Origin of the sequence: Mycobacterium sp. UM_Kg27, assembly GCF_000972905.1 — a bacterium.
In the GTDB taxonomy this organism is placed as follows: Bacteria; Actinomycetota; Actinomycetes; order Mycobacteriales; family Mycobacteriaceae; genus Mycobacterium.
Genome location: NZ_JRMM01000009.1, coordinates 41776 through 64616 on the forward strand (window position 1 = coordinate 41776; position 22841 = coordinate 64616).

The 22841-nt window shown below is 68.3% G+C and carries 25 protein-coding genes and 1 pseudogene; 8 read left to right on the forward strand and 18 right to left on the reverse strand.

Annotated elements, in window-relative coordinates:
• Positions 1-3: 3 nt before the first annotated feature.
• The 3 genes from LI94_RS02830 to LI94_RS02840 form a co-directional block, all read right to left on the reverse strand.
• Positions 4-846: a nitrite reductase gene (locus tag LI94_RS02830; RefSeq protein WP_036457617.1), complete on the reverse strand. Its 843-nt coding sequence runs from the start codon at positions 844-846 to the stop codon at positions 4-6.
• A gap of 173 nt (positions 847-1019) precedes the next feature.
• Positions 1020-1679 (reverse strand): enoyl-CoA hydratase-related protein, encoded by a 660-nt coding sequence (locus LI94_RS02835; protein WP_046300232.1) that lies wholly within the window; start codon positions 1677-1679, stop codon positions 1020-1022.
• Positions 1676-2341, reverse strand: a complete 666-nt coding sequence (locus LI94_RS02840; RefSeq protein ID WP_046300233.1) for a TetR/AcrR family transcriptional regulator — start codon at positions 2339-2341, stop codon at positions 1676-1678. Before LI94_RS02840 ends, LI94_RS02835 begins: the two co-directional genes overlap by 4 nt.
• 78 nt (positions 2342-2419) lie before the next feature.
• Between LI94_RS02840 and trpS the strand changes: the two genes are divergently transcribed.
• Both trpS and yhjD read left to right on the forward strand, forming a co-directional pair.
• Positions 2420-3439 carry a tryptophan--tRNA ligase gene (gene trpS, locus LI94_RS02845; protein ID WP_046300234.1) on the forward strand — a complete coding sequence of 340 codons (1020 nt, stop codon included), beginning with the start codon at positions 2420-2422 and terminating at the stop codon, positions 3437-3439.
• Complete coding sequence (yhjD, locus tag LI94_RS02850) at positions 3436-4341, forward strand: inner membrane protein YhjD (RefSeq protein WP_046300235.1); 906 nt, start codon at positions 3436-3438, stop codon at positions 4339-4341. Before trpS ends, yhjD begins: the two co-directional genes overlap by 4 nt.
• 18 nt (positions 4342-4359) lie before the next feature.
• On the opposite strand, the gene LI94_RS02855 is transcribed toward yhjD, so the two are convergent.
• The 7 genes from LI94_RS02855 to LI94_RS02880 all read right to left on the reverse strand — a co-directional run bounded on the left by LI94_RS02855 (position 4360) and on the right by LI94_RS02880 (position 10144).
• Positions 4360-4821 carry a carboxymuconolactone decarboxylase family protein gene (locus tag LI94_RS02855; RefSeq protein ID WP_125078027.1) on the reverse strand — a complete coding sequence of 154 codons (462 nt, stop codon included), beginning with the start codon at positions 4819-4821 and terminating at the stop codon, positions 4360-4362.
• On the reverse strand, positions 4818-5105 hold the full coding sequence (locus tag LI94_RS02860; protein WP_024441946.1) for a GNAT family N-acetyltransferase: 288 nt from the start codon (positions 5103-5105) through the stop codon (positions 4818-4820). The genes LI94_RS02855 and LI94_RS02860 overlap by 4 nt, the downstream gene beginning before the upstream one ends.
• A gap of 9 nt (positions 5106-5114) precedes the next feature.
• Positions 5115-6239: an N-acetylglucosamine-6-phosphate deacetylase gene (nagA, locus tag LI94_RS02865; RefSeq protein ID WP_046300236.1), complete on the reverse strand. Its 1125-nt coding sequence runs from the start codon at positions 6237-6239 to the stop codon at positions 5115-5117.
• Positions 6236-7663 carry a sugar porter family MFS transporter gene (locus LI94_RS02870; protein ID WP_046300237.1) on the reverse strand — a complete coding sequence of 476 codons (1428 nt, stop codon included), beginning with the start codon at positions 7661-7663 and terminating at the stop codon, positions 6236-6238. Before LI94_RS02870 ends, nagA begins: the two co-directional genes overlap by 4 nt.
• A 43-nt stretch (positions 7664-7706) precedes the next feature.
• Complete coding sequence (locus tag LI94_RS23640) at positions 7707-7844, reverse strand: hypothetical protein (RefSeq protein ID WP_192830894.1); 138 nt, start codon at positions 7842-7844, stop codon at positions 7707-7709.
• Complete coding sequence (locus tag LI94_RS02875) at positions 7838-9070, reverse strand: D-alanyl-D-alanine carboxypeptidase family protein (protein ID WP_046300238.1); 1233 nt, start codon at positions 9068-9070, stop codon at positions 7838-7840. Before LI94_RS02875 ends, LI94_RS23640 begins: the two co-directional genes overlap by 7 nt.
• A gap of 81 nt (positions 9071-9151) precedes the next feature.
• On the reverse strand, positions 9152-10144 hold the full coding sequence (locus LI94_RS02880) for an SMP-30/gluconolactonase/LRE family protein (protein ID WP_046300239.1): 993 nt from the start codon (positions 10142-10144) through the stop codon (positions 9152-9154).
• Positions 10145-10196: 52 nt separating this feature from the next.
• Here LI94_RS02880 and LI94_RS02885 point away from each other — a divergent pair, with 52 nt between their 5' ends.
• A complete protein-coding gene (locus LI94_RS02885) occupies positions 10197-11126 on the forward strand; it encodes a sigma-70 family RNA polymerase sigma factor (RefSeq protein ID WP_046300248.1) in 930 nt (309 codons plus the stop codon).
• Entirely contained in the window at positions 11116-11607 is a 492-nt protein-coding gene (locus LI94_RS02890) for a PPOX class F420-dependent oxidoreductase (RefSeq protein ID WP_165604535.1), read from the forward strand. The genes LI94_RS02885 and LI94_RS02890 overlap by 11 nt, the downstream gene beginning before the upstream one ends.
• Here LI94_RS02890 and LI94_RS02895 read toward each other — a convergent pair.
• The 6 genes and pseudogenes from LI94_RS02895 to sdhC all read right to left on the reverse strand — a co-directional run.
• Positions 11595-12200, reverse strand: a pseudogene (locus tag LI94_RS02895) (carboxymuconolactone decarboxylase family protein); the annotation flags it as partial. The gene LI94_RS02890 and the pseudogene LI94_RS02895 sit on opposite strands and share 13 nt — an antisense overlap.
• Positions 12201-12237: 37 nt before the next feature.
• On the reverse strand, positions 12238-13080 hold the full coding sequence (locus LI94_RS02900) for a 3-oxo-5-alpha-steroid 4-dehydrogenase (protein WP_046300241.1): 843 nt from the start codon (positions 13078-13080) through the stop codon (positions 12238-12240).
• 101 nt (positions 13081-13181) lie between these two features.
• Positions 13182-14051 carry a succinate dehydrogenase iron-sulfur subunit gene (locus tag LI94_RS02905; RefSeq protein ID WP_231384114.1) on the reverse strand — a complete coding sequence of 290 codons (870 nt, stop codon included), beginning with the start codon at positions 14049-14051 and terminating at the stop codon, positions 13182-13184.
• Complete coding sequence (sdhA, locus tag LI94_RS02910) at positions 14051-15805, reverse strand: succinate dehydrogenase flavoprotein subunit (protein WP_024441932.1); 1755 nt, start codon at positions 15803-15805, stop codon at positions 14051-14053. Before sdhA ends, LI94_RS02905 begins: the two co-directional genes overlap by 1 nt.
• A gap of 33 nt (positions 15806-15838) precedes the next feature.
• Complete coding sequence (locus tag LI94_RS02915) at positions 15839-16306, reverse strand: succinate dehydrogenase hydrophobic membrane anchor subunit (protein WP_024441931.1); 468 nt, start codon at positions 16304-16306, stop codon at positions 15839-15841.
• Complete coding sequence (sdhC, locus tag LI94_RS02920) at positions 16303-16740, reverse strand: succinate dehydrogenase, cytochrome b556 subunit (RefSeq protein WP_164517846.1); 438 nt, start codon at positions 16738-16740, stop codon at positions 16303-16305. Before sdhC ends, LI94_RS02915 begins: the two co-directional genes overlap by 4 nt.
• A 239-nt stretch (positions 16741-16979) precedes the next feature.
• On the opposite strand from sdhC, the gene LI94_RS02925 reads away from it, so the two are divergent.
• From LI94_RS02925 to LI94_RS02935, 3 genes are read left to right on the forward strand one after another with little or no spacing between them, the layout of a single operon-like run.
• Positions 16980-17387, forward strand: a complete 408-nt coding sequence (locus LI94_RS02925) for a cytidine deaminase (protein ID WP_046300242.1) — start codon at positions 16980-16982, stop codon at positions 17385-17387.
• On the forward strand, positions 17384-18685 hold the full coding sequence (locus tag LI94_RS02930; protein WP_046300243.1) for a thymidine phosphorylase: 1302 nt from the start codon (positions 17384-17386) through the stop codon (positions 18683-18685). The genes LI94_RS02925 and LI94_RS02930 overlap by 4 nt, the downstream gene beginning before the upstream one ends.
• Positions 18686-18692: 7 nt before the next feature.
• Complete coding sequence (locus LI94_RS02935; RefSeq protein ID WP_024441927.1) at positions 18693-19790, forward strand: adenosine deaminase; 1098 nt, start codon at positions 18693-18695, stop codon at positions 19788-19790.
• Positions 19791-19854: 64 nt separating this feature from the next.
• Here the strand turns inward: LI94_RS02935 and LI94_RS23645 are convergent, their stop codons facing one another.
• Both LI94_RS23645 and LI94_RS02945 read right to left on the reverse strand, forming a co-directional pair.
• Complete coding sequence (locus LI94_RS23645) at positions 19855-20418, reverse strand: hypothetical protein (RefSeq protein WP_024441926.1); 564 nt, start codon at positions 20416-20418, stop codon at positions 19855-19857.
• 201 nt (positions 20419-20619) lie between these two features.
• Positions 20620-21897: a hypothetical protein gene (locus LI94_RS02945; RefSeq protein ID WP_046300244.1), complete on the reverse strand. Its 1278-nt coding sequence runs from the start codon at positions 21895-21897 to the stop codon at positions 20620-20622.
• 190 nt (positions 21898-22087) lie between these two features.
• Between LI94_RS02945 and LI94_RS02950 the strand changes: the two genes are divergently transcribed.
• The coding region (locus LI94_RS02950) for a PE-PPE domain-containing protein (protein ID WP_152664735.1) at positions 22088-22841 on the forward strand (754 nt) is incomplete at its 3' end.

The window sequence follows — 22841 nt, forward strand, 5'->3', positions numbered from 1 at the left end:
TGCTCACGGGTTCGCCTCCTGGGCTTGGGGGATGAAGACACCCTGCCACGGCGTCACCACGAGCTCGATGTGCTCTGCCAGCGATCGCCCCTGGTCCGGCGTGAGCACGCCGTCGGGGACGTGCACGTGGGTGCCGCCGAGCACGCTGCCAAACGGTAACGGACCCGACGGGGCCGGGACGCGCGGGTCGGCGGCGAGGGCGGGTTGCAGCGGCCGACCGAGTTCGCGGACATGCCACGGCGCGTCCGGCTGCTCGCCGCGCGCTTCCTGGAATGCCGCCGCCAGCTCGGCGAGCCGGGCGGCGGCGTCGTCGAGACCGATCACCGCACCCCAGTCGTCACCGACTCGCAGCTGGGCCTCGGTGGCACTGAGCGCCACCAGGCCCGCGTCGCTTTGCCGATCGATCAGGTCGCCGCGGCCGTCATCGAGCACGAACAGGAAGCGACCGGGCAGCCGGGCGAGTCGCGGATCGGCACACAGCAGCGCGTCCAGCCCAGTCGCCACCGGGCGCAGGTCCGCCCGCCCGCCGGCATGGCCGGTCTGCGGCGAGACCAGGATGTTGCGGACCAGCTCGTGACTGGGCGACGGCAACAGCCCGGTCGACTCCACGGCGGCCACCGCGTCGGGGGCCAGCGCACCGGCGTGGTCGGCCAACCCGCGCAGCTGCAGATTGGCCCGCTTGGTCAGGTAGACCGAACCGTCGGCGAACTCGGCGCTGACCTGCAGCAGCCGGGCCAGTGAGGCGGCTGGCAGCCGGCCCCCGACCAGGCGTAGCCGCACCAGCAGTCCGTCGTCGGCCACCCAGGGGCGTAGCACGCCTGGGCATCGGTCGGCCCTCGTCCTCATCGGTCACACCCGCCACGTGGGGGAGCCCATGGAAGTGTTGCCCGCCTTTGCGCGACAACACCCGTTAAGTCAGCCGTGTCGGTTGCGGGTTTGGCGTGCACGGACTGAATTGTCGCTCAAAGGCGGGCAATAGACATGCCGCCGCACTCCGGTGACGGGTGGGACGGGTGGGCTCAACCGCCCAGCGCCGCCACCGCCGGGCCGAACATGGTGTCCTTGATCGCGCCCAGAGTTCCCGAATCCTTGCCGGCCAGCGGCCGCAGAAACTCGGTCGCGGCCGGAGTCACCGCGCCCTCGGCGGCGGTGCTGTCCACGATGCCGAAGGTCGCGGCGTCCACCCCGCCGAACCGGCGGCCGGTGGTCATCGACGCCACCTGAGCCTGCGGGGTGAGCTTGGCCTGGATCAGCGCCGCCATCCCCGACGTGAACGGAATCCGGATGTCGACCTCGGGCAGGCAGAAGAAGCCGCGGTCGGCGCGCATCACCCGGAAGTCGTGGGCCAGTGCCAGCATCGCGCCGGCCCCGAAGGCGTGGCCGACGACGGCCGCCGCGGTGGGGATCGGCAAGGTCAGCACCCGCGCGAGCAGTGCATGCACCCGGCCGACGTACCAGTCGGTGCGGTCGCCGTTGGCCATCAGCCAGTCCAGGTCCAAGCCGTTGGTGTAGAACTTGCCGCCCGCGGTGGTCACCAGGCCCTGCGCCTTGCCCTCGGCGTTGGCGGCCAGCACGTCGTCGAGCACCCCGTTGATCTCGTCGAGAAAGTCGGGGGAGAACCGGTTCTCGTCCGCGCCGAGGTCCAGCACGGCGATCGTGTCGTCATAGGTCAGGTTCATGGGGTGGATCCTTTCTGATTCATGCGGCGGCCCCAGCTTCGGCTCTCCTCCGTCGAGCCTCGCTGAACCGCCAGGGGTGGCCCGACCGACAGCACGGCGCGGACCGCCGCGCGCAGGTGGGCGTGGGCGCGTGCGCTGCCCAACCGATTCCGGCTGAGCACGATCGCGGTGGGTAGATCGACGACGCAGGTGGTGATGGTGTCGACGGCGGCGGCGTCGCGGCGGTGCCACAGGCCGTCCGCAAGCCGAATGAGTAGGCCGACCAGCTCGGCATCGGTGCCGCGGAGCTGCTCGGCCAGTTCCGGAGACAGGTCGTCGTCGGGCATCTGGTTGCGCTGGATCGCGAACAGTAGCTTGCAGGCGTCGGGATGACGCTGCGCGAACGCCACCGGAGCGTCGGCGGCGGCAACCACGGCCTCGACTGGGTCGGTGACCGCGTCCACCAGGTCGCCCTGCACCGCCAGAAAGCGCCGGGCGGCCCGCAGCCAGGCGGCGGCAACCAGCCCGGCCCGCGAGCCGAACCCGTGGTAGACCGCTCCGTTGGAGGCGCCGGTGGCCTCCCCGATCGCGCGAATGGTCACCGCGGCCGGGCCGGACCGTGCGGCAAGCGTCTCGACGGCGTCGAGCACCTGCTCGTGGTCGTACACGCGCGGGCGGGGCATGGCCGTCACCGTAACAGAGCAAGCGCTCTGTTACCAGGTGCGGTCACCGGGACGCTGGCGTGACAGGATCGGACCATCATGAGCACTCCCGCAACCCGTCCCGTCGTATTCTCCGGCGCCCAGCCGACCTCCGACTCGCTTCACCTCGGAAACGCCCTCGGCGCGGTCGCGCAGTGGACCAGCCTGCAGGACGATCACGAGGCGTTCTTCTGCGTCGTCGACCTGCACGCGATCACCGTGCCGCAGGACCCGGCGACGCTGCGCCACCGCACGCTGGTGACCGCCGCCCAGTACCTCGCGCTGGGGATCGACCCGGCCCGCAGCACGGTGTTCGTGCAGAGCCATGTGCCGGCCCACGCCGAACTCGCCTGGCTGCTCGGCTGTTTCACCGGTTTCGGCCAGGCGTCGCGGATGACGCAGTTCAAAGACAAGTCGCAGAAGCAGGGGGCCGACTCCACCACCGTCGGTCTGTTCACCTATCCGGTGCTGATGGCCGCCGACGTGCTGCTCTACGACACCGCGGTGGTCCCGGTCGGGGAAGACCAGCGCCAGCACCTGGAGCTGGCGCGCGACCTCGCGCAGCGCATCAACGCGCGCTTCCCGGAGACCTTCGTCGTCCCCGAGCCGATGATCCCGAAGGCCACCGCCAAGATCTATGACCTGCAGGACCCGACCGCCAAGATGAGCAAGTCGGCGGCCACCGACGCCGGCCTGATCAGCCTGCTCGACGACCCGGCGAAAAGCGCCAAGAAGATCCGCTCGGCGGTCACCGACTCCGAGCGCGAGATCCGCTACGAGCCGGACACCAAGCCGGGCATCTCGAATCTGCTGACCATTCAGGCCGCGGTCACCGGTACGGATGTCGAGTCCCTGGTGAACGGCTATGCGGGGCGCGGCTACGGCGATCTGAAGAAGGAGACCGCCGAGGCCGTCGCCGAGTTCGTCACCCCGATCAAGGCCCGGGTGGACGAGCTGCTCGCCGACCCGGCCGAGCTGGAGGCGGTGCTGGCCGCCGGTGCGAGCCGGGCCCGCGAGGCGGCCGCTGCCACGCTCGCGCGGGTGTACGACCGGGTGGGATTGCTTCCAGCGCAGGCATGAGCAAAGCCGTGACCGACCAGTCCAACGGGTCTAAGCCGGGCGTCATCGACCGGCTGCGGTCGCGCTACGGCTGGTTCGATCACGTGGTGCGCGCCCAAGAGCGCTACGACGACCGCCAGGGCAACTTCTTTGCCGCGGGGATGAGCTACTACACCATCTTCGCGCTGTTCCCGCTGGCCATGGTCGGGTTCTCCGTCGGCGGCTTCCTGCTGTCGCGCCGGCCCGAGGTGCTCGACGAGATCGAGCGCCGGATCAAGCATTCGATCCCCGGCGAGTTCGGCAACGAGCTCGTCACGCTGATGGACAGCGCAATCTCCTCACGAGCCTCCGTCGGTGTGATCGGCCTGGCGACCGCTGCCTGGGTGGGGTTGACCTGGATGGCCAACCTGCGCGAGGCGCTGTCGGAGATGTGGGAAACCCGTTCGGACAAGCAGGGTTTCGTCTCTTCCAAGCTTTCGGACCTGCTCGCGATGGCGTGGGCGTTCGGTGCCATGCTGGTCACCGTCGCGCTGACCGCCCTGGCTGATCCGAAGTTGATGCGAAGCGTGCTGCGGTGGCTGGGCGTTCCTGACTTCACCCTGCTGGGTGGCCTGCTGCGGGTCGCGTCATTGACCATGGCCGCCGGGGTGTCGTGGCTGTTGTTCACCTGGATGATTGCCCGGTTGCCCCGCGAATCGGTGAGCTTCAACAGCGCGATGGAGGCCGGTGCTATCGCCGCCGTCGGCTACGAACTTTTCAAGCAGGCCGGCTCGGTGTATCTGCAGTCGGTGATCAACGGCCCGGCCGGGGCGGTGTTCGGACCAGTCCTGGGCCTGCTGGTGTTCGCCTATGTCACCGCTCGGCTCATTCTGTTCGCCACCGCATGGGCGGCGACGTCGGCGGACAACCTGCGTGTCGACTGAGCCCCGACCCTAGGAGAGTTATGTGTCGGCCGGCACCGGGTAGCGGCTCATGATCGATACCCGGTTGAACGAGTTGATCGTGATGGCCGACCAGATCAGCAGCGAGACCTGATCGTCGGTGAGGTGCTCGCGCAGCAACGTGTACTCGTCGTCGTCCAGGTGCGCCTCGGAGATCCACGTGACCGCCTCGGCGATCTCCAGGGCAGCTCGTTCGGTGTCGGAGAACAGCTGAGTGTCTCGCCAGGCCGGCAGCACCGCGATCCGCTGCACGGTGTCGCCGGTGGCCAGCAGCGCCTTGCTGTGCATGTTCAGGCAGAACGCGCACCCATTGATCTGGGAAACCCGCAGGTTCACCAGTTCCAGGACGGTCGGCGGCAATCCGGCGTCTTCGGCACGTGCCCGCACCTCTGCTGCGGCGTCCAGGTAAGCCCGGTAGACCGAGGCGGACTGCTTGTTGACGGCGATCCGCGTCATGATCAGTCGCCGGACGGGTCGACGAGGTCGGCGAACTCCGGGTGCTTGGTGATGTAGGCCTCGACGAACGAGCAGGTCGGTACGACGCGTTTGCCGGCCGCACGGGTGTCGGTCAGGGCGGCGCCGATCAGCGTGCTGGCCAGGCCGCGCCCGCCGAACGCCTTGTCGATCACGGTGTGGTGGAAGATCCGCTGATCGCCACGTTCGATGTAGTCGGCGAACCCGGCCTGTTCGCCGTCGACGGTGATCTTGTACTGCCCGTTGTCGTGGGTGACGGTCGGTTCGCTCATCTTTGCAGCCTATCCGAGCCAGGCGCCGCGCCGCATGACCCGCGCGACCCGCCAATCTCGATCCAGCACAACCAGGTCGGCGTCACGCCCGGCTGCCAGAACACCGGCCCGGTGCAGTCCCAGGACGTGCGCCGGCGTGGACGAGGTCATGCGCACGGCGGCGGCCAGGGCCGCATCGTCTGCCCCGAGCAGTCGTACCGCGGTCGCGAACAACCGGTCCATGGTGGCGGTGCTGCCGGCGATCGTCGCCGTACCGCGCAGCCGGGCCACCCCGTCGGCGACGTCGACGTCGAGCCCGCCGAGACGGAACGCGCCGTCGCCGACTCCGGCGGCGGCCATCGCATCGGTGACCAGTGCGACCCGGCCCGGGCCGGCGGTGGCCACCACGTGGCGGATCGCCCCCGGGTGCAGGTGCACGCCGTCGGCGATCAGCTCGACGGTCACCCGGGGGTCGGACAGCAGCGCCGGGACCGGCCCCGGCTGGCGATGATGCAATGCCCGCATCGCGTTAAACAGGTGGGTGCCGACCCTCGCCCCGGCATCGATCGCCTCCTGCGTCAGTTCGTAGCTCGCGTCGGTATGTCCCACGGCCACAACGATTCCCGCATCCACCAAGTGCCGGATGGTCGCGATGGCACCGGGCAGCTCGGGGGCCAGCGTCACCATTCGGATCGTGCCACCGCCGGCAACCAGCAGCGCCTCGACCTCGGTATCAGAGGGCGCACGCAGCTGACCGCTGTCGTGTGCACCGCAGTGCAGCCGGCTCAGCCACGGCCCCTCTAGGTGGATGCCGTCCACCACGCCGCGCCGGGCCGCGGCAGCCAGTGTGTGCACCTGCGCCAGGAGGGTTTCCGGCGACGCGGTCACCAAGCTGGCCAGGCCGCCGGTGGTGCCGTGCGCAGCGTGCAGGGCCGCCGCGTGGTCCGGATCGTCAGCGTAGGAGACGCCGGCGCCACCGTGGGAATGCATGTCGACGAAGCCGGGAACCAGTACGCAGTCACGGAAGTGATGGTCTGGCCGAATCGGGGCCGGCCCAGCCCCGCAATCGGCAATGCGCCCCTCGGCCACCGACACCCAGCCGGGCCGAAGCACCGCACCGTCGATCACGGCGGCGCCGGCGGCGATGACGGTCATGCCGAGGCCTCGCTGTCAGCAACCAGGGCTTCGCCGCCCTCGGAGGGCCAGCGTCCGCCGTTCTCCCAGAAGTGCCGGATGTCTTCCAACTGGCGGCCCTTGGTCTCGGGGGCGTAGCGGTATACGAAGCCCAGGCTCAGCACCGCCAGCACACCGAACACCGCGAACGTCCCGGCCCCGCCCAGCGAGGTGAGCATGGTCAGGAACACCGCGGCGACGATCGCATTGGCCACCAGGTCGGAGGTCAGCATCGCCGAGGACCCCATGGCTCTCATCCTGGCCGGCAGGCTCTCGCCGGCGTACACCCACACCAGAGAGCCGAACCCGAAGGTATAGCCGACTGTGAACAGCAGCACCCCACCGAACTTGACCGCCGCCAGGGCGTCACCGAACGTCTCGCCGGCGGCGAACACCGCAACCAGCAGCAGGTTGGCCGCGACCATCGCGGCGATCCCCGACAGCAGGATCGGCCGCCGGCCGACGCGGTCGATGATCACCAGTGAGACGACCATTGCGGCCAGGGCGGCGACCTGCACCAGTGCCGGCAGAACCAGCAACGCGAAATCGCCTTCGAAGCCCATCTTCTCGAACAGTCGGGGGCTGTAGTAGACGATCGCGTTGATCCCGGTGATCTGGATGAAGAAGCCCAGTGTCACCACGAACAGCGTCGCCCGCAGGTAAGGCGGCCGCAGCATCTCGCGCAGCACGCCGACTCCGCCGGCCTGCTCATCGGTCAGGGTGCGGCCGATCTCGGCCAGCTCGCGCTGCGCGTCGGCGCCGGGTTCGATCCGCCGCAGGGTGCGTTCCGCATCGTCGACGCGGCCCTTGAGCAGATACCAGCGCGCGGTGTCGGGGACGCGTGCCAGCAGCAGAGCAACCAGCACCGCCGGGACCGCGGCCAGACCCAGCATCGCCCGCCAATTGCCGGTGCCGGCCAGCAGGTAGGCGAACAGATAGCCGGCGATGATCCCGATCACCGTGGCCACCCCGTAGGTGACCAGCAGTGCGCCCCGGGCGTGAGCCGGCGCGGACTCGGCCACGAACACCGGAACCACCACTACCGATACGCCGATGGTGATGCCCAGCAGCAGCCGCGCCACGGTCAGCGTCGACACCGACGTCGCCGCCGCCCCCAGCACCGCGAATACCGCGTAGCCCAGCGCCACCGACACCATCGAGCGTTTCCGGCCGATCGCGTTGGCCAGCCACCCGCCGGCCATGGCGCCGGCGATCTCGCCGATCACCGTCGCGGTGGCGATCATCTCCTGTTGGGTATCGGTCAGCCCGAAGTCACGCTCGATGAACAGCAGCGCGCCGGCGATGTTGGACAGGTCGTAGCCGTAGATGACGCCGACACTGGCGGCGGCCACTCCCACCAGCAGCGCCAGCGGCGAGGAGCGGCGCAGTTCGGCGAATCGGCCCATCTGGCTCACCGTAGGGGATCGGTGCTCGCCTGAACCCGGCGGTTCAGCGAGGCTCGACGTAGGAGAGGCGAAGCTGGGGCCGCCGCATGGAGTCCAGCGAGAACGCCATCCGGCTGATCCCCAGCGCGATCAGCAGCAGCCCGGTGAGCCAGCCGAAGGCGCGCAGGGACTTGATCACCATGCCGAGCCCCTACCGGGGCGGCGGTTCACCGCCCGGGCGCCCATGATGAGTCCGAAAACCACGATCGTTCCGAAGATGGCCACCCCGACGCGTACCGGCACCGTGTCGTCGGACGGCGGCAACAGCATGGCCTGCGGGTTCGGGGCGTCGGCCGGGCCTCGGGCCGCCACCAGCGACGGGTCGGGCTCGATCAGCGTCCCGACTCGGGTGCCGGCCGGGACGGAGAAGCCGTAGTCGAGCAGCTGCGCGGCCTGCTGCCAGGGCGGGATCGGCTGCCGGGTGCCGCGCAGCAGTACTGCCACCAGCCGGCGCCCGTCCCGGGTCGCGGCCCCGACGAACGTCTGCCCGGCGTCATCGGTGTAGCCGGTCTTGCCGCCCAGCGCGCCTGGGTAGTTGTAGAGCAGCTGGTTGTCGTTCTCCAGCTGGTAGCCGGGTGTGTCGCCGTAGCCCGGGAAGTCGAAGGTGCGGGTCGCGACGATGTTGGTGAACGCCGGGTTGTTCCAGGCGTAGCGGTAGAACAGTCCGATGTCGTAGGCCGAGGTGCTCATGCCGGGCCCGTCCAGCCCGGACGGGGTGGCGGCACGGGTGTCGCGGCCGCCGAGCCGCGCGGCCAGGGTATTGATCTTGTGCAGCGCCACATCCCAGCCGCCGAGTTGCATGGCCAGGGCGTGCGCGGCGTCGTTGCCCGATCCCATCAGCAGGCCGTGCAGCAATTGGTCGACGGTGAAGCGGCCGCCGGGGCCGACGCCGACGCGGGTGCCCTCGGCGTTGGCGTCTTCCTGGGTGCCGAGAACCACCATGTTGGGGTCCAGCTCGTTCAGTGCCGCCATCGCGGTCAGCACCTTGATCACACTGGCGGGCCGGTGCCGGCCGTGCGGATCGCGGGCCGCGATTACCGCGCCGCTGTCCAGGTCTGCCACCAGCCAGGATTCGGCGGAGACCTCGCTGGGCACTGGCGCGGTGTCGGGTGCGGCCACGATCCCGCAGCCGGACAGGGCCTCGCCGCCGACCGGGGTGGCCGGCACGGGCAGTGGCAGCGGGGGCGCGCCGGCTTGGGGCACTTCGGAGGCGTCTACCGCGGGCGGAGTGTTGACCTGATACGGGCAGCCGACCGTTCCCGCGTTCAAGCCGGGGGTGGGATCCGCCCCGGCGGCAGGGGCGACCAGGGGAGCCGTGGCGAGAAAACCCGCCGCCACCAGGGCTGACACCGAGCGCAGAGAAGTCATCGTGTGTGCAGGGTAGGGCAAGGGCAGGGCAAATATGGGGAGCCACGCTGTGGCTGGTGGGACGGAAGTTACAGCGGGAGGCTACAGCCGGAAATACGCCAGGCCCGGCCCGGCGATCCGGCCCATCCACAGCCGGCCGTCGGCCTCCACCACTCCGGTGGCCAGCCCGAAGTCGGGGTGTTCGGTGCGGTACTGGGCCAGCACCCGCCCGTCGTCGGCGTCGAAGCCGACCACCCACACCACCGATTTCGGGTCGGGCAGCCAGCGATAGGGCAGTAGCCGCCACAACAGCCGACGCAGGACCGGCGCACGAGGGCTCAGCCAGTCCGACAGGGCGTTGCGATCGGAAACCATCGCGACCCAGATCCGTCCGTCGGGCCCGGTCGAGATGTTGTCGGGATGACCGGGCAGCTCCTCTACCAGCGGCGTGATCGAACCGCGGTGCGGGCCGGTCAGCCAGTACTTGGACAGTCGCCGGCCGGTGCTCTCGGCGAACACCACGGCCGATTCGTCGGCAGTCAGCGTCACACCGTTGGCGAAATGCAACCCCGTCGCCAGCACGCTCACCGTGCCGTCGGGACTCCGCTGCATTAGTGACCCGCTGCCGCGTGCCTCGATCACCGAGCCCTTGTAATGCTCGTAGCGGAACCGGCTGGTGGACTCGGTGAAATAGATTGTGCCATCGGCTGATTCGACGGCATTGGAGCAGAACGTCAGCGGCCGGCCACCCACCTCGCTGACCAGGGTCTCCAGCTGCTGGGTCTGCGGGTCATAACGCAGCAGGCCGCGGTGGCTGTCACAGATCAGCAGTCGGTGATCGCGGGTGAAGGCCAGGCCCAGCGGGCGCCCGCCGGTGTCGGTCACCACCCGTGGTGCGCCGCCTGCCGAGTCGACGGCGATGATGCGGCCGTCCTCGACCCCGGTCCAGATGCTGCCGTCGGCCGCGGCGACTACGTCCTCGGGCGCGATACCGGGTATATCGATGAGGGTCAGTGTCGGGGTGGAATCCGGCGGGGGCAACGGCCGCGATCCCGGCGGCTGCCAGCGGACGGGGTCGATGCGCGGCTTGGACACTCCTGCATTGTGTCGCAACGCCCTTAGTCGAGGCAGGCCTAGGCTGGTGGCGATGACCGCATCGGTGGAGGATTTCGAGGCGCTGCGGCCTCACCTGTTGGCGGTGGCCTACCGGCTCACCGGCATGTTCGCCGATGCCGAGGACATCGTGCAGGACGCCTGGCTGCGGTTCGACGCCGCCGAACGTGATCACATCGTCGACCCGCGGGCGTGGCTGACCACGGTGGTGAGTCGCCTCGGCCTGGACCGGCTGCGTTCGGCGGCGCGGCGTCGTGAGTCCTATGTCGGCGAGTGGCTGCCCGAACCGGTGGTGACCACCATCGACGACGACGCCGATCCGTTGTCGTCGGTGGTGGCCGGTGAAGACGCCCGGTTCGCCGCCATGGTGGTGCTGGAGCGGCTGACTCCCGACCAGCGAGTGGCGTTTGTGCTGTACGACGGGTTCGCGGTGCCGTTCGGCGAGGTGGCCGGGGTGCTCAACACCACCGAAGCCGCAGCCCGCCAGCTGGCATCGCGTGCCCGCAAGGCCGTCACCGCTGATCCGCCGCCGCGGCCCGATCCGCGCCACGAGGAGGCGGTCGGCTCACTGATGGCCGCGATGGCGTCCGGCGATCTGGCGGCCGTGGTGGCGCTGCTGCACCCTGACGTGACGTTCACCGGCGACGCGAACCGCCGGGCGCCGACCGCCCCGCGGGTCATTCGCGGGCATAAGAAGGTGGCGCGGTTCCTGCTCGGCCTGGCCCGCCGCTACGGCCCGACCCTGATCACCGCGAACCAGCTGGCCCTGGTCAACGGCGAACTCGGCGCCTACACCCCAGGGGCGCCCGGCGCGGACGGGTTCCCCGAGCTGATGCCGCGCGTCACCGCGATGACGGTGCGCGACGGGCGAGTGGTGGCGATCTGGGATATCGCCAACCCGGACAAGTTCACCGGATCCCCGCTGCGCCCCGCCAACCGATCGGAGGAAGAACGTGGCCAATAGCATCTCAAAGAAAATGGGCGCGTTGATGTTTCGCGCCATGGACAAGATGCGCCACCGCGATGCCTTTGACATCGCCGACCCCACCGGAACGGACTTCACCGGCTTCGACAAGTCCCGGCAGATCCTGCTGGTCACGTTCAAACGGTCGGGCGAGGCGATGCCGAGCCCGATCAATCACGGCGTCGATGCCGGAAAGCTCTACGTCCGCACCGACGCGTCCACCGGCAAGGTCAAGCGAATCCGCAACAACCCCAACGTCGTCGTGGTCCCCAGCAGCCTGCGCGGCAAACCCGAAGGACAACCGGTGGCCGCGATCGCCCGGATTCTGCCCGAGTCCGACCATGCGCTCGCCGAACGTGCGATCGCCGCCAACTGGAGTCCGGTGATGCGGATCTTCGAGCGCGGTCTGGACAAGGGCAGTGCGGCAGCGGGCCTCCCGATCGCCTACATCGAGATCACCCCGGCGAGTCAGCCTCGTTGATCCTCGGTGGCCCACGGCACCCGGCAGGCGTCTCCGGAGTTGAAGCCCTGCTCGGTGATGCCCAGCGCCGAGTACATCCGGGATCGCATGTTCTCCACGCCGATCTGGTAGGTCAGCTCGATCACGCCGGCATCGCCGAAGCGGTGTTGCAGATCGGCGACCTGTTCATCGGTGACCGAATGCGGATCGGTGGTCATCGCGTCGGCGTAGGCGATCGCGGCCCGCTCGTCGTCGCTGTAGAGCGGGGAGGTCGCGTAGTCATCGATGTGCTTCAGCCGGTCGGTGTCGATGCCTTCCAGGCGTTGCAGCATGGACCCGAAGTCCACGCACCACGAGCAACCGACGGTGCGGGCGGTCCAGAACACCGCCAGATCCCGCGGGCCGGCCGGCAGCTTGCGCGACGCGGACTGCAGCAGGCCCTCGTGCACCGCGTTGGCCACCAGCAGTCGCGGATGATGCGCGGCGACGGCGAAGGGCTCAGGAACTTCACCGAAGCGTCGCTTGGCGTAGCGGTACATGGCACGCACCAGCGTGTTGGTGCGTTTCGGCGGCAGGGGGTCGATGCGAGGTTTGGTAGTCATACCCCTTAGACGGCACAGCCCGGGAAAGTGTGACGAGCAGACGCGGCCCTCAGATCAGGAAGGGGACCAGCGCCTTGCGGTCGGTCGGGTAGTCGACGAACTTCTCCTGGTACCACTTGTGGGTGCCCAGCGCCCGGGGGATCAGATTGCCGGCGGTGATCAGCAGGATGGCGACGCCGGGCAGCGCCCAGGTCAAGATCGCGAAACCGGCCCACGCCATCATCTCGCCCAGGTAGGCCGGGCTGGTGACGAAGCGGAAGCCGCCGCCGAACGGAATCCGGTACTCCGCGCCGCCGGGCGCGGCGGTCGCAAACTCGGCGGAGCCGGGTGCAGCGGGCCGCCGCCGGACCGTGTTCTTGTCGCGCAGGTTGCGCACGATCGACTCGGAGTTGACCAGCAGGGCGAACCCGCATAGGTAGACCGCCAGGCCCACCAGGAAGCGCGGGTCGGTCAGCCAGCCGGTGCCGTACTGGTGAAGGTAGTCGTGGCTGAACAGCGCGCCGTTGAGGTAGCCGTGCATGGATGTGACGAGCATGCCCATCACCACCACCGAGATATTGAAGGTGCTGCGCTTGCCGGGCATCTGGCGGATCGCCAGTGGGAAGAACCAGCCCCGGTTGGCGTAGTGCAGCGCCCAGATGCCGGCCAGCACCAGCGACGCCGGTTCGAAGCGGGCCGGCCCGCTCAGGTAGGCGGCCAAGAACACCACGGTCGCCGGGATCTCCATCAGCCACCAGCCGAACTTGGGGTTCAGGTTCAAGCCGAGCTTGGTCGTCGAGAACCGGCCGTAGGAGCTCTGGCCGAAGAAGCCGCCGACGATCACGAACGCCGCGAAAGCGAACGCTGCGGTCAGGACGGTGTCGTAGATGGTGTTGCCGGTGTACCAGTGCATGGTCAGTGTCCTATCACGGTGGTCGGCCAAGCCTCCGACCAGACGTGAAAGCCCCCAATTCGTATCGGAAAAGGGGGCTTCACGTCGGTCGCGAGAAAACGTCAGCGAGCGAACATCAGAGCTCGCTTGACCTCCTGGATCGCCTTGGTGATCTCGATACCGCGAGGGCAGGCATCCGTGCAGTTGAACGTGGTGCGGCAGCGCCACACCCCGTCGACCTCGTTGAGGATGTCCAGGCGCTCGGCGGCAGCCTCGTCGCGGCTGTCGAAGATGAACCGGTGGGCGTTGACGATCGCGGCCGGCCCGAAGTAGGCCCCCTCGCTCCAGTACACCGGGCAACTCGTGGTGCAGATGGCGCACAGGATGCACTTGGTGGTGTCGTCGTAGCGCGCACGGTCAGTCTGGCTCTGGATGTGCTCACGGGTGGGGTGGTTGCCCGAGGTGATCAGGTAGGGCTTGACCGCCTTGTAGGCATCCATGAACGGTTCCATGTTGACCACGAGGTCTTTTTCCACCGGCAGCCCGCGCAGCGGCTCGATGGTCAGCGTCAGTTCCTTGCCCGGCTTTTTGGGCAGAATGTCGCGCATCAGCAGCTTGCAGGCCAGCTTGTTGTTGCCGTTGACCCGCACCCCGTCCGAGCCGCACACGCCGTGCGCGCAGGACCGGCGGAAGGTCAGCGTGCCGTCCAGGTAGCTCTTCACGTAGATCAGCAGGTTGAGCAGCCGGTCGGTCGGCAGTGCCGGAACCCGGAAGCTCTGCCAGCCGCCGGTGGCGGCGTAGGCGTCCGGGTTCTCCGGGTTGTAGCGGGCGATCTTGAGCGTGACCATCTGCGCGCCCTCGGGAACCGGGGGCAGCGGCGGGTCACCGGCGGGGGCAGAGTCGACCAACGCCGCCGGTGCAGCGCTCGACGGCCCGGGGGAGCAGCAACCGCCCTCGGACGAGCAGCAACCGGAGTCAGCTGAGGAGGACATCAGTACTTCCGTTCCTTCGGTTCGTAGCGGGTCTGCACCACCGGCTTGTAGTCCAGCCGGATGTCGGCGATCAGTTCGGAGCCCTGCTTGTAGGCCATGGTGTGACGCATGTAGTTGACGTCGTCCCGGTTCGGGTAGTCCTCGCGCGCGTGTCCACCGCGAGACTCCTGGCGGTTCAACGCACCCAGCACGGTGACCTCGGCCAGCTCCAGCAGGAAGCCCAGCTCGATTGCCTCCAACAGGTCGGAGTTGAAGCGCTTGCCCTTGTCGTGCACGGTGATCCGGGCGTAGCGCTCCTTGAGCGCGTGGATGTCGCTCAGTGCCTGCTTGAGGGTCTTCTCGGTGCGGAACACCGCGGCGTTGTTGTCCATCGACTGCTGCAGCGCGCCACGGATGTCGGCCACCCGCTCGTTGCCGTGCTCGGAGAGGATGTCGGACACCCAGCCGACCACCATGTCGGCGGGGTTCTTCGGCAGTTCGACGAACTCGTGCGCGTTGGCGTACTCGGCGGCGGCGATACCCGCACGGCGGCCGAACACGTTGATGTCCAGCAGCGAGTTGGTGCCCAACCGGTTGGCGCCGTGCACCGAGACGCAGGCGCATTCGCCGGCGGCGAAGAGACCCGGCACGGTGTTGGTGTTGTCGCGCAGCACCTGGCCGGTGACGGTGGTCGGGATGCCGCCCATCACGTAGTGGCAGGTCGGGTAGACCGGCACCAACTCCTTGACCGGGTCCACGCCCAGGTAGGTGCGGGCGAACTCGGTGATGTCGGGCAGCTTCTCCTCGAGCACCTCTTCGCCGAGGTGACGCACGTCGATGTAGACGTAGTCCTTGTTCGGTCCGGCGCCGCGGCCCTCGAGCACCTCGAGCACCATCGAGCGGGCCACGATGTCGCGCGGCGCCAGGTCGACGATCGTCGGGGCGTAGCGCTCCATGAACCGCTCACCGTCGGCGTTGAGCAACCGGCCACCCTCGCCGCGCACCGCCTCGGAGATCAGGATGCCCAGTCCGGCCAGACCGGTCGGGTGGAACTGGTGAAACTCCATGTCTTCGAGCGGGAGACCCTTGCGGAACACTATGCCCAGGCCGTCACCGGTCAGGGTGTGCGCGTTCGAGGTGGTCTTGTACATCCGGCCCGAGCCGCCGGTGGCGAACACGATGGCCTTGGCGTGGAAGACGTGGATGTCGCCGGTCGCGAGCTCGTAGGCAACGATGCCGGTGGCCACCGGGCCCGACGGCGTCTCGGTGAGCACCAGGTCCAGCGCGTAGAACTCGTTGAAGAACTCCACGCCGTGCTTGACGCAGTTTTGGTACAGCGTCTGCAGGATCATGTGGCCGGTCCGGTCGGCGGCGTAACAGGCGCGGCGCACCGGGGCTTTGCCGTGATCGCGGGTGTGCCCGCCGAACCGGCGCTGGTCGATGCGGCCCTCCGGGGTCCGGGAGAACGGCATGCCCATGTTCTCCAGGTCCAGCACGGCGTCGATGGCCTCCTTGGCCATGATCTCCACCGCGTCCTGGTCGGCCAGGTAATCCCCGCCCTTGACGGTATCGAAGGCGTGCCACTCCCAGTTGTCGTCCTCGACGTTGGCCAGCGCGGCGCACATGCCGCCCTGGGCCGCGCCGGTGTGGCTGCGCGTGGGGTAGAGCTTGGTCAGCACCGCGGTGCGGGCCCGCGGGGCGGCCTCGACGGCCGCGCGCATCCCGGCGCCGCCGGCACCGACGATCACCACGTCGTATCGATGTTCTTGAATCACCGCGATATCACCCGTTCGCTACCGAATCTGCCGTCAAGAAATGTTCGCGTCGAAGCTCAGCAGCACGTAGCTGCCCAGTGCCAGCGTGAAGACGATCGACACCGCCAGCAGCGTCATCAGCCAGAACCGGCTGCGAGAGCTGCGGGTGTAGTCGCCGATGATCGTGCGCAGGCCGTTGCCGCCGTGCAGTTCCGCCAGCCACAACAGGACCAGGTCCCAGACCTGCCAGAACGGTGAGTGCCAGCGCTCCGCCACGTAGTTGAAGTCGATGCGGTACACGCCGTTCTGCCACATCAGCATGACGAACAGGTGCCCGAGCACCAGGAAGATCAGCACGGCTCCGGAGAACCGCATGAACAGCCAGGTGTACTTCTCGAAGTTGGGCATCCCGCTGTGCCGCTGCGGCGCGCGCGGGTCGCCGAGACTGGCCGGGCGGTCGCGGTCCAGGCCGCGAACAGGGGCTACCGGGCCCCGGCTGCCTTGCACGTCAGTTGTGCTCATAGGAACCGCTCCACCATGTGCATGCCGATCCGAACCACGACCGGGACCATTACCACCAGCCAGATGGCGCCGACGGCCACCAGCATCTGGCGGTGCCAGCGGGTGCCCTGCCACCAGAAGTCGATCAGGATCAGCCGGACCCCGTTGAGACCGTGGAACAGCACCGCGGCCACCAGGCCCAGCTCCATCAGGCCGACCAGCGGGGTCTTGTAGGTCGAGATCACCGCGTTGTAGGCCTCCGGGCTTACCCGCACCAGGGCCGTGTCGAGCACGTGGACGAACAGGAAGAAGAAGATCGTCGCACCGGTGATCCGGTGCAGCGCGAACGCCCACATTCCCGGGTCGCCCTTGTACAGACTCTGCCGCCGGAATCGCGTCGCATCCGACCGCGCCCCCGGCAGCGCAGTCGCATCGGCGGATGTCGCCGTCATCAGCGCCTCCAAATTTTCTGCAGCGGCCCGCTGCGCCCGGCCATACCTTGCGTACGGTCGCTCCGCAACGCCATCGCTGTCAATAAACCTCGGCAAGGACTCTAAACCCATCACCAGGTCCGAAACGACCACGTAGAAGTTACTGACGAGTAGTCAAGGTCTGCGGCTACGCTCAAATTTGATCGTTGCTGACGGACGGACGAGGTGATGTGGTGCGCTCAGGCGAAGCGGAGATCTGTTGAATGCCCCACGAAATTGACTGGGATGGGTTGCGGCACAACGCAATCGATGTTGCAGCTAATGCCTACGCGCCGTACTCGGGACTGCGCGTCGGCGCGGCCGGGCTGACCGACGACGGTCGCGTGGTCACCGGCTGCAATGTGGAAAATGTCTCATATGGGCTGGGCCTGTGTGCCGAGTGCGCGGTGGTCTGCGGCCTCTACGCCACCGGCGGCGGACGGCTGGTGGGATTGTCGTGCAGCAACGCCGACGGAAACCTGCTGATGCCGTGCGGCCGATGCCGCCAGGTGCTGCTCGAACACGGCGGTCCCGAGCTGCTTATCGACCACCCGGCGGGGCCGCGGCCGTTGGGCGAGCTGCTGCCGGACGCCTTCGGGCCCGACTTCCTGCCGAGAACCGCGCTGCCATGACCGTGCTGACCTCCTTCGACGCCCCGACGCTGATCGCCCTCAAGCGTGACGGCCACCGGCTGCCCGACGCCGGGATCGACTGGCTGATTGACGGCTACACCGCGGGTCTGGTCGCCGAAGAGCAGATGGCGGCGTTGCTGATGGCCATCTACCTGCGTGGGATGGACGCGGCTGAAACGGTGCGCTGGACCTCGGCGATGATCGCCTCGGGGGAGCGGATGGACTTCACCGGCCTGACCCGCGACGGCAAGCCCCTGAAAACGGTGGACAAGCACTCCACCGGCGGAGTCGGCGACAAGATCACCCTGCCGCTGGTCGCCGTCGTTGCCGCCTGCGGAGCTGCGGTGCCCAGCGCGTCGGGGCGCGGCCTGGGCCACACCGGCGGTACCCTGGACAAGCTGGAATCGATCGCGGGTTTCGAGGTGGCGCTGCCCACGGCACGGCTGCGCGAGCAGGTGGCCGGCGTCGGCGCGGCGGTCTTCGCCGCCGGAACTCTGGCGCCGGCCGACGCCAAGCTCTACGCGTTGCGCGACGTCACCGCCACCGTGGAATCCCTACCGCTGATCGCCAGTTCGGTGATGAGCAAGAAGCTCGCCGAGGGCACCGCAGCCCTGCTCTTGGACGTCAAAGTCGGGTCGGGCGCGTTCATGCGCTCCGTCGAGCAGGCCCGGGAACTGGCCCGGATGATGGTCGGGCTGGGCGCGGCGCACGGGGTCGCCACCCGAGCCCTGCTCACCGAGATGAGCACGCCACTGGGGTGCGCGGTCGGCAACGCCATCGAGGTGGCCGAAGCCCTCGACGTACTGGCCGGTGGCGGTCCGGCCGATGTGGTGGCACTGACAGTGCGGCTGGCGAGCGAGATGCTGGCACTGGCCGGGATCGACGGCGCCGACCCGGAGCAGGCCCTGTGTGACGGCACCGCGATGGACCGATTCGCTGCGATGGTCGCCGCCCAGGGCGGGGATCTGGGCGTGCCGTTGCCGCTGGGAGCGTGCACCGAGACCGTGACTGCGCAGCGTGGCGGCTTCATGGGTGACATCGATGCGATGGCGGTGGCCCTGGCCGCATGGCGCCTCGGCGCGGGCCGGTCCCGGCCGGGCGAGCGGGTGCAGCACGGGGCAGGGGTGCGGATTCACCGCCGGCCCGGTGACCCGGTGGCGGCCGGCGACACGCTGTTCACGCTGTACACCGAGACCCCCGAGCGGATCGTCCCGGCCTTGGCCGAACTCGGCGGCGGCTACCGCGTCGGCGACACACCGCCGCTGCCGCGTCCCCTGATCATCGAGGCGACCCCATGATGAAGCCATGAGTACACCAGTGAGCCTGGAGACCATCGGGCGGGTCCCCAAGGCGCTGCTGCACGATCACCTGGACGGCGGCCTGCGCCCGGCCACCGTCGTCGACATCGCCGGCCAGGTCGGCTACGACGACCTTCCCGAGACCGATCCCGAGGCGCTGGCGACCTGGTTCCGCACCCGATCGCACAGCGGCTCGCTGGAGCGCTATCTCGAACCGTTCAGCCACACCGTGGCCGTGATGCAGACCGCCGACGCACTGCATCGGGTTGCCCGCGAATGCGTCGAGGATCTGGCCGCCGACGCCGTCGTCTACGCCGAGGTGCGATTCGCGCCCGAACTGCACATCGAGGGCGGGTTGTCGTTCGACGAGGTCACCGATGCGGTGCTGGCCGGGTTTGCCGACGGCGAGCGCGATGCGGCGGCCGCCGGCCGGGAGATCACGGTGCGCTGCCTGGTCACCGCCATGCGCCACGCCGCGCTGTCCCGCGAGATCGCCGAGTTGGCCATCCGGTTCCGCGACAAGGGCGTGGTCGGCTTCGATATCGCCGGCGCCGAGGCCGGCTATCCGCCGAGCCGGCATCTGGACGCGTTCGAGTACATGCGTGACCACAACGCGCGCTTCACCATTCACGCCGGCGAGGCCTTCGGGCTGCCCTCCATTCACGAGGCAATCGCATTCTGCGGGGCCGACCGGCTGGGGCACGGGGTGCGCATCACCGACGACATCACCGTCGACCCGGAAGATCCAGCCGGGACGGTGCGGCTGGGCCGGCTGGCGGCGATCCTGCGTGACAAGCGGGTCCCGCTGGAGTTGTGCCCGAGCTCCAATGTGCAGACCGGGGCGGTAGACAGCATCGCCGAGCATCCTTTCGATCTGCTGGCCCGGGCTCGGCTGCGGGTGACGATCAACACCGACAACCGGCTGATGAGCGACACCACGATGAGCAAGGAGATGCTGGTGCTGGCCGAGACCTTTGGGTACGGCTGGACCGATCTGCAGCGCTTCACGGTGAACGCGATGAAGTCGGCGTTCATCCCGTTCGATCAGCGGGTGCAGATCATCGAAGAAGTGATCAAGCCGCAATATGCCGCTTTGATCGACTGATTCACCGGCGAAACCGGCGAAAGCCGGACAATCGCTGGCGATTGCCCGGCCTTCGATCCAGGTATCAGTGCTCGGTGACAGTGGCTTCGGGGTCGCCCTCTTTCCACGTGATGATGCCGTGCTCGAAGGTGGTCTGCTTGGACCCGTCAGCGTTGGTGGTCTCGTCGCTGGTCGGGTAGCCGAGCTTGCCCTGCGAACCGCCCAGCTCGTTCCACTTGTCGCGGATCTTGCCCCACACCACGTAAGAACGGGTGGTGTGAACGATCACGCCGCCGTCGAACTGCTGGTAGATGCCGCCGTCGGGGTTCTTCTGCTCGGCACCGGTGGGCTCGCCCAGATCCTGCTTGGCGGTCGCGTCCAGGGAATCGAGCTTGGCCAGAATCGGCCCGGAGACGGTGTATTCCTTGCCGTCGGCCCCGGTGATCACGGTCGAGCTGGCGGCACTCTCCTCTGACGGCGAGTTGACCGCGGACGAGATCACCGAGCTGGCCGAGGACGCAACCGAGCTGGCCGAGCTCAGGGCTTCGCTGGTCTTCTCCTTGGCGGTGCCGTTGCAACCCGTGCCGATCAGCGCGACTCCCAAAACTGCTGCGGATACTGCTGCGGCCCGCTGTGTCGCCTTGCGCATGTGTAGTCCTTTCGAATTGGAAGGCCCCCGCAAACCGCACGGCTCGGCCCGAGTGTTATCGGGCCAGATGTTAGTCGTGAATATGACCGCTCGGCAATGAATTGGAGCAATTGATTGCCCTAATTCGAGGTGAATTCCGCAGTAGTGTGCACGTCTTCCTGCGTGCGGCTTCCGCCCGTTCAACCGACCGGGCGCGCAGTCTTATTCGCGCCGCAGTCGCGACTGCACGAACTGTTCGAGCTGCTCCCATTCTTTGACGGCGGGCGCGTACGGGCGCTGCGGCTCGTTGACCGATTCGCGGTCGAGGACGTAGCTGACCATGCGGCCCAGCGGACGGTCGGGCTGCAGGGTGTCGGCGACGACGCCGTCCTCGGCGTAGGTGCCCACGTCCTGCAGGAACTCGACGGCCAGATCGAGCTGCTCACGGTCCACCGCGTCCGGCCCGTCGGTGAGGTCGTCAGTCATCCCGGAGAGCACGTAGACGTTGTCATCGGTGATGTCGATCGAGAGCGAACCGTCGGTGGCGGCGGTCCGGATGTCGTCGTAGGTGCTCAGATCCGACAGGTCGTGGTCGTGCTCGTCGGCCAGGTAGCGGGCCAGGGCGCGTTCGGAACCGAACACGCTGATCCGGCCGTTGCGGCCCAGGAACACGGGCTGGTCGCCGAGGTAACAGCGCAGCGTGAAGAAGGTCCCGTTGTCGGTGATGATCCGAATCGGATCGATGCCCACCTTGGTCCAGAAGTTGGCGTCGCCGCCAAGCACCACCCGGTCGCCCGAGGCCCGCTCGGCCGGCGCGGCGGCCGCCTCGTCCGCACCGCTCTCGTCGTCGGTAGTCCCGGTGTCCTCGACGTCCTCGTCGGCCGGCTCCGGCTCGGCCGGGGCTTCTGCGGCCAGCTCCTCGGCCGCCTGCGACACCGCGCCGGCGTCGACGTCGGGCGTGGTGATGATCTCTTCGATCGCGGTCAGCACACCGCCCCAGTTGCGGCCGATGATCTCGGCAATCAGCTCCCAGCGCTTGCGCCCGGCCCGGCCGGTGAAGTTGTCGACGCCGCCGGCTAGCCAGCCCAGGTTGGGGTTGCCGTTGAAGAACTTCGTCACCGCGGTCAGGTCACATACCGAGCCGATCGCCGAGACGATCTCCAGGGCATTGGCCAGTGCCTGGACGGACTGCTTGGTCGGCTTCTCGGTCAGCAGTTCTTCGACCGCGATCAGGTCGTACTGCCGATTGCGGCCCGGGTCCAGCTTGTGGGCGTTGGCCTGAACAAGCTGCGGCCAGGCCGGGTGGTCGACCAGGTCGTTGTTGGCGTTGACTCGTACGAACGCGATCAGGTCGGCGGCGGTGGCGAAACCGTAGAGGTCCTCGTCCCTGCCCAGGAACGCCTGCCACTCGTCACCGGAGTCACGCCAGCTCGGCGCCCACAGGGTGTAGCGGTCACCATCGGTCACCGTGAGGCGGATCGGTACAAGGTCAGCTGCCATGGCGCACAGAATAACGATGTAGCCCGCGCGGCCCGAAGGCGGGATTGCGCCAGGTTTAGCGCCGTGATTGGCAGCGGGGCGTTTCGCATCGCGAATTAAAGAATCCTGAATTTTGCGGTGATCGGGTCGGCGGCACCCGCCGGGTGGCTAGCGTCGCTGCTGTCGTAATGCCGGGCCGGGGGAGGTCGCGATGACGACTGGTCGGTTGCGGCCGGCGGGCGCGATGCTGCTGGCGCTGCTGTGTGGCACGGTTTTGGGCCTGACGTCGGCGCTGTCCTCGGCGGCGGCCTACCGCGTGGACCAGCTGGCGATTCGGCTGCGGCTGCTGGCCGATGCGGGCTGGATCATGAGCGGCACCGGCGTGCCCGATCCCGGTGTCGGGCCCTACCTGGGCCAGATCCTCGCCGGTTACCTGCAACCGTCATCGCCGCTCTTCACTGACCAGCCGACGTTCCCCGGCTACAACTTCCAGGGGTTGGCCACGCCGGAGCAGTTCTGCCCGTTCGTGTGCATCCCGGACCAATCGCCGATGGACTTCGGCACCTCGCTGAACACCGGGGTGGGCTTGCTCAACCAGGCGATCCTGGCGCAGCTGCTGGCCGGCGACAACGTGACGGTGTTCGGGTACTCGCAAAGCGCTGCCATCGCGACCATCGAGATGAACAACCTGATCACCAACGCCGGGACCGTCGGCTACCCGACGCTGGATCAGCTGGGCAACATGCACGTCGTCCTGATCGGTGACCCGAACAATCCGATCGGCGGCATCCTCGATCGCTTCCAATTCGCGGGCGACCAGCACCTGCCGTTCGTCGACATTCCGCTGAGCCTGAACCCCACCCCGACCGAGCACATCGCCTCGGACATCTACACCGGTGAATACGACGGCTGGGCCAACTTCCCGCAGGACCCGACCAACATCCTGGCCCTGTCTCTTATACACA